Raw genomic sequence first — 9,634 nt, forward strand, 5'->3', positions numbered from 1 at the left:
ATACTAGTAGGTTTTAATTTAAAATATACCCGATGAAGAAAATAATTTTATCAGCATCCATCATGTTTTTAGCCATTGGAGCAATGGCCCAAGAAAAAGAAATCAATTCAGCTCTTTCTGCGTATGAATCAAACAATGCTTCTGCTGCGAAATCTGAATTAGATAAAGTTGCCAATCAAATCAATTCCAACAAAGTAAGACCAGAATTAAAAGCAAAATACTTTTATGTAGCTGGACAAATTGCTTTGCAAAACGGAAATACAATTGAGGCTGCCAAAATGTTTGGAGAATTGGCAAAATATGAATCTGGTACCATGTATTCTATTCGTAACAAATCAACCAAAGAAACCGAATATTTTGCTACCGAAGCTGAAGCTACTTCCGCTGCTGCAACTGGAGATTATTCCAAACCAAAAACGGAAAAACTTTCAGGAAAATACTTACCACAAGTTCAAGATAAATTAAGAAATCAAGCGGAAATTGTTTTGCAATTAGCCAATAGCGCCTACAATTCCAATAACAAAGAAACGGCTGGAGATAAATTCTTAGAAGGTTCTTATTTGGTAAATGCTTTGGGTGGAAATGGTGATTTGTTTAAATACAATGCGGCTTTAAGTTATCATAGTGCCAATAAATATGAAAAAGCCTTGGATACCTATGTTGAACTTTTAAATGATGGGTATACGGGGGAAGCGACTTCCTATGTTGGTAAAGACAAAGAAGGTAAAGATGTTTCCTTGAATTCAAAAGACGAAGCAGAAAACTACAAAAAGTTAGGCTTAATTTCGACTTATAAAGAAGTAAAAACTCCGTCAATTGAAAAAGACATTTATGTCAATGCTTTGAAAGCGGTTTTGTCAATGAAAAAAGACAATCCTATTGTTCAGAAAGCTGAAAAGAAATATCCAAATGATGAGGAAATCAAAAATTTGATCAGCTCTATCTATTTGAGCACAGGAAACACTGAACAATTTTTAAATAGCTTATTGGAAAACATCAAAAACAATCCTAATGACGCTTCCAACTATTACAATGTGGGAACAGTTTACATGGAAAAAAACGAAGATGCGAAAGCAATAGAGTATTTCGAAAAAGCTATTCAAAAAGATCCAAAATACAAAAATGCTTACAACAATTTAGCATTGGTAAAAGTGAAAAAGGAAAAAGAATACGTTGACATTATCAATGCGAACTTAGGAAATTCATCCAAAGAGAAACAGAACTATAAAGAATATACAGAAAAGAGAAAGAACTTGTATATCGAAATCATTCCTTTGTTAGAGAAAGCCTTTGAGTTGGACAAAACCGACTACAATGCTGCCAAAACATTGAGACAAGCTTACCAAGCTGCTGAAATGTTTGACAAAGAAGATGAATTGCGTGCAATTGAAAAACAATTACAACCCAAATAATTTGTTTGAACAAAACACCCAAACCCGTCTCGTTGATTTTTAAAATGAGACGGGTTTTTTATTTTCTTTGAATGAAGATTTACCCTAATTTTGCCCATCCAAAATCAAGATTGATGACGACAAATACCTATACAAACGAAGAATTTTTATCCCTTTACAAGAAATTATTATTGCCTCGAATGATCGAAGAGCGAATGCTCATTGGTCTCCGACAAGGAAAAATTTCCAAATGGTTTTCATCTTGGGGACAAGAGGGAATTTCAGTAGGTACAGCTTTGGCGATGAATCCCAACGAATACATGCTTACCATGCACCGTAATTTGGGTGTATTTACGGCACGTGACATTCCTTTGCGTAATTTATTTGCTCAATTTCAAGGGAAAGCAGAAGGATTCACCAAAGGGCGTGATCGTTCATTCCATTTTGGAACCAACGAATTCAAAATCGTCGGAATGATTTCCCATTTGGGTTCACAAATGGGCGTTGCAGACGGAATCGCATTGGCCAACAAATTGCAAAAAAATAACGAAGCTACTCTCGTTTTTACGGGAGATGGTGGAGCTAGTGAAGGAGATTTCCATGAGTCCATCAACGTTGCAGCAGTTTGGCAATTGCCTGTCATCATCATTGTGGAAAACAACCAATGGGGACTTTCCACTCCTTCTTCCGAACAATTTCGAATGAAATCCTTTGCCGACAAAGGAATCGGATATGGAATTGATGCCGTTTCAATCGATGGAAATAATTTCTTGGAGGTTTACGAAACCGTGAAATATTGGGCAGAAGAAATTCGCAAAAACCCACGTCCGGTTTTGATCGAATGTATGACCTTCCGTATGCGCGGTCACGAAGAAGCATCGGGAACAGCGTATTATCCAGAAGGATTAATCGAATCTTGGGAAGACAAAGATCCGATTCTTCAATTCGAAAATTTCCTAAAAGAAAAAGGAGTTTTAACCGACGAATCCATTCAAACTTTGCGTTCCGAATTAAGCGAATTTGTCTTGAGTGAATTGGAATATGCAGATAATTTACCGAAAATAACTCCGAATAAAGAAACAGAATTGGCAGATGTCTATGCGCCATTCGCCAATAAAGAAATACTACCAAAAGCCGTTTCCGATCGTGAAATTCGTTTCATCGATGCGATTTCTGAAGGATTAGACGAAGCAATGAAACTCTATCCGGAATTGGTATTGATGGGACAAGACATTGCGAAATACGGTGGAGCTTTCAAAGTAACCGAAGGATTTTTAGATCAATACGGCGCAGACCGCGTTCGCAATACACCTTTGTGTGAAGCGGCAATTTTAGGAGCCGGATTAGGATTATCCATTCGCGGACAAAAATCAATGGTAGAAATGCAATTTTCTGATTTCGTAACCGAAGGATTCAACCAAATCGTCAACAATTTAGCCAAAGCACATTATCGTTGGAACCAGAATGCTGATGTGGTCGTTCGTATGCCAACAGGTGGTGGCGTTGCCGCTGGCCCTTACCATTCGCAATCGACAGAAGCTTGGTTCACCAAAGTTCCAGGATTGAAAATTGTTTATCCGTCCACACCAGAAGATGCCAAAGGTTTATTGCTACAAGCTTTTTCCGATCCGAATCCGGTAATGTATTTCGAACATAAAAAATTGTACCGTAGTTTGAAATCCAATGTTCCACAAGGCTATTACACCGTTCCATTTGGAAAAGCAAGAATTCACCAATCGGGTGAAGATTTGACCATTGTTACCTATGGAATGGGCGTTCATTGGGCATTGGAAACCTTGGTCAAATATCCCGAAATCAAAGGTGAAGTAATTGATTTGCGTACCTTGATTCCTCTGGACAAAGAAACCATTTTGCAATCAGTTCGTAAAACAGGAAAAGTGTTGGTTTTACACGAAGATACTTTGATCAACGGATTTGGAGGTGAAATTGCCGCGATGATTGCCGAAGAAGTTTTCGAAGAATTGGATGCGCCAGTCTTCCGCGTCGGAAGTATGGACACCCCTGTTCCTTTCCAAGCCGAACTAGAAAAACAATTCTTACCCAATGCCGAATTCGAAGAGAAATTATTGAAGTTATATAAGTATTAAAACACCATAGCCTTACTAGATTGTAAGGCTTTTTTTTGGGCGTTCCCTCGTTGATACATAAGAGAGATTCTATTTAAAATTCTAGCAACGAGGTCGGGCTTTCCATTACAATCTTTTGACTCCATTTCATTTCGTCAAAAGGATTTCCATTATAATCCCTAACGCAATTCCATTGGCAAACAATACTATCTATATAAAATCAAAATTAGCCAAAACAAATAACCACCTTGTCAAGGTTCAATTCACGCAGAAATTACCTTGACAAGGTTTTTCATTCTATTCTAAATAACCCATTCATTTTTTGATTGAATTTCCTAAACCATCCTTCCCAAATTAAAACCAAGGATTTTTAAGGTAAAATTCCAAACCTAGCGTATACATCGACCAATCTACCATATTCACCGACCAAACTACCATATGCTCCATGTTAAATTAATGTTACCAAACCTTCTAAAACCCCTACCAATAAAGGATTTATGTCTTCAGTACAGTTTTCATAAAAACTACTCAAATTACTCTTGAAAACGTCCATCATTTTGACTTTTAAAACCTTTAAACCTATAAATTCCTTTATAAAAAGGATTTTTGTATTTTTAAAATCAAATTCGATTTATATGAAAATCCCAAATCAAATCCCTATTATTCTTGGTTTACTAATTGCAACCAGTTGTAACACCAAAAATCCAACAGCTCAAACAACCACAGAAAACGAAACCGACAGTTTAGCTCCCGTTGAAACCGAAAGAGGAAACACAGCCTACAAACCTGCTTTTGAAGGCCAAACCAGAATTGCAGCTGTCAAAACCAAAACGCCTTATCAAGTCGATAAATTGGCTTCAAGTTTAACCAAACCTTGGGCAATCATTCCCCTACCCGACGGTCGTTTGTTGATTACCGAAAAAGCAGGCGTGATGCAAATTTTTGATGAAACTGGTTTGAAAACCAAAACCATTGAAGGACTTCCAAAAGTCGATGACCGAGGTCAAGGTGGTTTGTTGGATGTGGCATTAGATCCAGCTTTCGAAACCAATCAAATGATTTATTGGTCCTTTTCTGAACCACAAGCCGATAAGAAAAACCTAATGGCAGTTGCCAAAGGAAAACTAAACGAAACTTCTGGAAAAGTTGAAGATGTAAAAGTCATTTTCCGAGCTACTCCAGCAATGGATGCGACTTTGCATTATGGTTCACGTTTGGTTTTTGACAAAGACGGACATTTGTTTGTGAGTACAGGTGAACGATCGATAATTGAAGGTCGTGTTCAAGCACAAGATTTAAAATCGGGATTGGGAAAAATATTTAAAATGACCAAAGAAGGTGAAGCTGCACCAGGAAATCCATTCATCGGACAAGAAGGTGTTTTACCACAAATCTATGCCTATGGAATCCGTAATGCACAAGGATTAGATATCCATCCCGAAACGGGTGATTTATGGGAAACGGAATTTGGACCAAGAGGTGGAGACGAATTGAACATCATCGAAGCTGGAAAAGATTATGGTTGGCCTACAATTACGTATGGAATTGAATACGGTGGAGAAGAAATTGGAACGCCGCCAATTCAACAAAAAGAAGGAATGGAACAACCGATTTATTATTGGGACCCTGTTTTATCGCCAAGTGGAATGAGTTTCTACAAAGGTGACGCAATCCCAGAATGGAAAAATAATTTATTCATCGGGGGATTGAGCAGTCAACACATCGCGCGAATTGTTATTGATGGGAATAAAGTTGTAGGTGAAGAAAGATTGTTGGTGGACGAAAAACAACGTTTCCGCGATGTGTCTTATCACGATGGAATGTTGTATGCGGTTACCGATCAAGGAAATTTATATAGAATCAAAGCAAAATAATATTGCTATAAAATAGAAAAGGTTCATCGGAAGATGAACCTTTTTTTTATGTAAATAACGAAAATTATTCAGCAGTTTCTTTTGCTAATTTTAATTCCTTCAACACTTTTCTTTTTTTGATATGTAAAGCAATGAAACTTAACACAAATCCGATGATGGAAATGATTCCTAAGTTTAGGATATATGGATAGGTTAAATCAAAACTTCCTTTTTCAATAATTAAAATTCGAAAAGCAGGAAGAAAATGCGTCAATGGAATTCCTTGAGCGATTGCTTGAATAAATTCTGGCATTTGACTCAAAGGCCATGTAAATCCGGAAATCATAAAACTTGGAGTTGCCACAACCATTAATATTTCCGTTGCTTTCAACTGATTTGGAATCAAAATACTGACCAAAATTCCAATAAAACTCACGGCTAACACAAAAATTCCTGCCACTAAGGTTAACTCTCCCAAATTCTCAAAAAATGGAATTCTAAACCAGAAGGTAAATCCCCAATACATCAACCAAATCGCAAAACTCATGATTAGATATGGGATTAATTTGACCATAATTAGGGAAAAAGTAGATCTCGTTTTTAAAACCAATTCTTTGAAACTTCCTGATTCAAATTCCGAAGCAAAAGACAAAGCCAATCCTAAAAGTAATACTTGTTGCAAAACAGTTGCTAAAACACCAGGCCACAAGAAATACATATAATTGGTTGCACGATTATTTTTCTTTACAAATGTCGTTTTGAAGGGTTCGTATTGACTCATCACCAAATTCTCTGGAACACCTTGTTTTCGTAAAGTCTCAATTTGAACTCCAGCCTTTAAAGTACCCAATACAAGTTGCAAAGCTCCCGATGCATAATTTGCGGTTAAAACATTGGATGTATTGACTATTGTAGTGATTTCTGGATATTGTTTGGTCAAAATATCTTTTTCAAATCCTTTGGGAATCATCACAACGCAAGCAGCCGATTTCTCAACCATTAGTCGGTCTAAATTGGCAGTATTAAATTGCAAAGAAGCAATACTTAATACTTCATTGTCTTGCATCATATCAATTGCTTTGACACTCATCGCTGACCTGTCTTCATCTACTACAATGATAGGTAAATCGGTTACTTTTCCTTTGGAATAAACATATCCGATTAAGATTCCGTACAATAAGGGAGCTCCGAAAAACAACAAACGCAAAACCTTATTATCCCAAAATAGTTTAAACTCCCGTTTTAATAATTCAAAGAAAACTTTCATCCTTATTTTTTTATTGTTACTGTAGTTTTGGATAAAATTTCATCGGCTTCCGTCATATTTACTGGAAGAACTGTCATTTCATACAAAGGATCTTGCGCATCATAATCTGGATAAGCAGTTGCGATGTTGGCATAAGCTCCAATCGGTTTGATGTTTTTGATTTCTCCTTTGAGTTCTTTGTTCAAATAAGGAATATGAATTGTAATTTGACCTCCTTTCGGGAAATTTTTCAATTCACTTTCCGGAACGGTAAATCGGAAGAAAGTCGTGTCTTTCAAAGTCCCTTTGAATAAGGTATAACCGGGCATTGCCAATTCACCTAATTTCAAGGTAATCAAATCAACTTGCATATCTTGTGGGGCAATGATGTAACGTTCTTTTTCAGCAACTCTCACCTCTTCTAAAGCACCTAACGCACGATCTTGTTGCCCTAAAGCCATCATTTGTTGTTCGATACGCGCACCATTTTTCACATCGGCAATTTCTGCATCAACTGCAAGAATTTGCGCTTGTGCTCCTTGGTACTTCGCATATACTTCGTCGTATTGTTGTTGGGGAATTAAAGAATCCTTCACCATAACACTCAAACGATCCACAGATTTTTTCGCCAATATATATTGTTCCGTCAAAGCAGCTCTTTTGGCATTCAATTGTTGCAATTGATTTCTCGTAGCGCCATTTACCGACATATCGTATTGCGCTTCAGCCGATTTCACCGCACCTTGCGCTTGGGCTTTTTTCGCATCCACTTCCGGAATATTCAAAATCGCTAAAGTATCACCTTTTTGAACGAAATCACCTTCTTGAATAAGAATTTGATCAATTCTTCCGGCTATTTTTCCTACCACCGCAATTTCATCACGCTCCACTTTCCCTTGAATAACATTCTGCATTTCAGCTTTATTCTTACAAGCTGTTAAACTCAATAAAATTCCTGTTACAAAAACTATTTTTTTCATAATTATTTCGAACTTATATAGGTTGATAATACACCTGCAGATTGATAGGTTTCAATAGCAATTTGGCGTTGATTGATAATGGTTTCAATTTTATTTAAAGACTCTTTGTAAATATCATTTTCAGCAGTCAAACGTTCCGTTACACTGATTAATCCGGCTTTGTATTGTTTATCGGCCAATGCATTTGTATGTTGTGCAATTAGTTCACGTTGATTGGCAATTTCAATTTGTTGAAGTGCTGTCTGATATTCCAATTTATTTTTTTCTAATTGTAAAGCCGTTTTTTCTTTTGCGTCTTTCAATTTATTTTCAATCTGCTTCACACTTAAATTGGCTTCTTGAATTTTATGTTTACGCTCGAAACCTGCAAAAATTTCCCATTTCATTGCCACACCGACCATCCAAGTTGGATTGAGCGTTAAATGATTTACTTTTAAATCTACGGAATTTTGGGAAAGAGGTGAATTTGTACTCAATTCAGAATTGAATACGGAGGAATAACTATATCCACCAAACGCTCCCACAGTAGGTAATAAAGAACCTTTTTCTTTCTTCACTGCAAATTGAGTCGCTTGTTGGTAAGCTTCCAAGGCTTTGATTTCATTTCGGTTACCACTGGATAATTCTTCCAAAATGACAATCGGTTCGACATCGTAAGAAGTATTGAGAATTTCCTCGATCGATAAACCCGTTGCTTGACTAATTTTTAAAGCCAATAATTGTTTTTTATTGTTGACATCGGTACGATTGGTTTGCAGTTCCAAGCTCGCCAATTTGATTTTATCGCGGTCATAGGGAATTGCCAAACCTACCGAAATCGCTTTTTCGATACGTTCGGTTTCTTTGTTCAAACGTTTTTCGCTTTCATCGATGAGTCTTTCAGCCGTGCCTAATAATTGCAATTGATCGAAACTGAAAATGATGTCTTTAATGACTTCATCAGCCTTCACATCCATCATCAAAGCATTTCCTTTGTTTTTATATTCCAATGCTTTGGCTCCGTAATGAATTTGACCACCACTAAATAAAACAGCTTTCGCCATAATCCCACCGTGAAAAGCTTGCCCTTTCGTTTTAAAATCGGTCGAACCTTCAAATAGATTGAAATGGGTCATTGGCACATTAAAAGTCGGAATATCTAAATTTCCATTACTATTTAAATAACCATACAAAGCAGTTGCTTCCACTTTTGGGATGTATTTTGATAATACGCTTTGTCGTTCTAATTCTAATTTTTCAACATCAATTCGTTGGTTTTCCAATTCGACATCATTATCCAAAGCTAAATTGATCGCTTTTTGGACATTTTCATTCAAACTAATTTGGGCAGAAGCTGAAATCGAAAGTAAACCCAAACAAACTAGCCAAAACTTTTTCATTTTACAAAAGCATTAAGGTTTTCATATACTACTTGAAATGCATCACGAATTGCTACAATTTGGTCATTGATTAAACCATTTGTTGCTTTTTCAATGGTATCATCGACAATTTCCATAACAACTTGCTCAACTTCTTTTCCTTTTTCAGTAAGAAAAATTAAATTCAAACGACGATCATTTTCGTGACTTTTTCTAATTACATATCCTTCTTTTACCAAATTGTCGACTAAGCGTGTTACACTGGGTTTATCTCTACTTGTGCTATTGGCAATCACTTGTTGGGAACACCCGTCTGATTTCCATAGAACTGCCAAAACCGACCATTGTTCGCGAGTTAAATTCACTCCCTTATTTCTGAACTGTTGTGTTAAAAAACGATTCAACAATAGAGGAACACGACCCGATAAAAGATTGTATTTATTTTCGCTTGATACTAAATCTAATTTATCCATAAATACTATAGTTGTCTAAACAACTGCAAAGTTAAACAAACAATAGTTAACCAAACAACTATTTGGTGGTATTTTTTTTTATTTTAATTATTTAAACGGATAAGACCTCCTTAAACTCAGTCCCAATAAGGTTTCCTATACTTAAAATAATTGACTAGTCCTAAAATAGATTGACAGTTATTAACTATAATTTAGATCCGGAGAGATTTTATTTCTTCGGATTTTTTTGTGTCTTTTTTCTGGAGT

The 9,634-nt window shown here is 36.3% G+C and carries 7 protein-coding genes; 3 read left to right on the forward strand and 4 right to left on the reverse strand.

Going from position 1 to position 9,634, the window contains the following annotated elements:
• Positions 1-32 precede the first annotated feature (32 nt).
• From ABID46_RS12335 to ABID46_RS12345, 3 genes are all read left to right on the forward strand, one after another.
• Positions 33-1,412 (forward strand): tetratricopeptide repeat protein, encoded by a 1,380-nt coding sequence (locus tag ABID46_RS12335; protein WP_354510557.1) that lies wholly within the window; start codon positions 33-35, stop codon positions 1,410-1,412.
• A 113-nt stretch (positions 1,413-1,525) separates the two neighbouring features.
• A complete protein-coding gene (locus ABID46_RS12340) occupies positions 1,526-3,499 on the forward strand; it encodes an alpha-ketoacid dehydrogenase subunit alpha/beta (protein ID WP_354510559.1) in 1,974 nt (657 codons plus the stop codon).
• 614 nt (positions 3,500-4,113) lie between these two features.
• Positions 4,114-5,352, forward strand: coding sequence for a PQQ-dependent sugar dehydrogenase (locus tag ABID46_RS12345; RefSeq protein ID WP_354510560.1), 1,239 nt, complete (start codon positions 4,114-4,116; stop codon positions 5,350-5,352).
• A gap of 64 nt (positions 5,353-5,416) precedes the next feature.
• Here the strand turns inward: ABID46_RS12345 and ABID46_RS12350 are convergent, their stop codons facing one another.
• Genes ABID46_RS12350 through ABID46_RS12365 form a run of 4 tightly spaced genes read right to left on the reverse strand, consistent with a single transcriptional unit; the run spans position 5,417 to position 9,388 of the window.
• Positions 5,417-6,598 (reverse strand): ABC transporter permease, encoded by a 1,182-nt coding sequence (locus tag ABID46_RS12350; protein ID WP_354510562.1) that lies wholly within the window; start codon positions 6,596-6,598, stop codon positions 5,417-5,419.
• 2 nt (positions 6,599-6,600) lie between these two features.
• Complete coding sequence (locus ABID46_RS12355) at positions 6,601-7,557, reverse strand: HlyD family secretion protein (protein WP_354510564.1); 957 nt, start codon at positions 7,555-7,557, stop codon at positions 6,601-6,603.
• A gap of 2 nt (positions 7,558-7,559) precedes the next feature.
• A complete protein-coding gene (locus tag ABID46_RS12360; RefSeq protein WP_354510566.1) occupies positions 7,560-8,936 on the reverse strand; it encodes a TolC family protein in 1,377 nt (458 codons plus the stop codon).
• Entirely contained in the window at positions 8,933-9,388 is a 456-nt protein-coding gene (locus tag ABID46_RS12365) for a MarR family winged helix-turn-helix transcriptional regulator (RefSeq protein WP_354510568.1), read from the reverse strand. Before ABID46_RS12365 ends, ABID46_RS12360 begins: the two co-directional genes overlap by 4 nt.
• Positions 9,389-9,634 lie beyond the last annotated feature (246 nt).

It is taken from the genome of Moheibacter stercoris, from assembly GCF_040545805.1.
GTDB lineage: Bacteria > Bacteroidota > Bacteroidia > Flavobacteriales > Weeksellaceae > Moheibacter > Moheibacter stercoris.

Excerpts from the sequence above, each read along its gene's own strand:
- ABID46_RS12335 (WP_354510557.1), top strand. The coding sequence starts at position 33 with ATGAAGAAAATAATTTTATCAGCATCCATCATGTTTTTAGCCATTGGA.
- ABID46_RS12340 (WP_354510559.1), top strand. The coding sequence starts at position 1,526 with ATGACGACAAATACCTATACAAACGAAGAATTTTTATCCCTTTACAAG.
- ABID46_RS12345 (WP_354510560.1), top strand. The coding sequence starts at position 4,114 with ATGAAAATCCCAAATCAAATCCCTATTATTCTTGGTTTACTAATTGCA.
- ABID46_RS12350 (WP_354510562.1), bottom strand. The coding sequence starts at position 6,598 with ATGAAAGTTTTCTTTGAATTATTAAAACGGGAGTTTAAACTATTTTGG.
- ABID46_RS12355 (WP_354510564.1), bottom strand. The coding sequence starts at position 7,557 with ATGAAAAAAATAGTTTTTGTAACAGGAATTTTATTGAGTTTAACAGCT.
- ABID46_RS12360 (WP_354510566.1), bottom strand. The coding sequence starts at position 8,936 with ATGAAAAAGTTTTGGCTAGTTTGTTTGGGTTTACTTTCGATTTCAGCT.
- ABID46_RS12365 (WP_354510568.1), bottom strand. The coding sequence starts at position 9,388 with ATGGATAAATTAGATTTAGTATCAAGCGAAAATAAATACAATCTTTTA.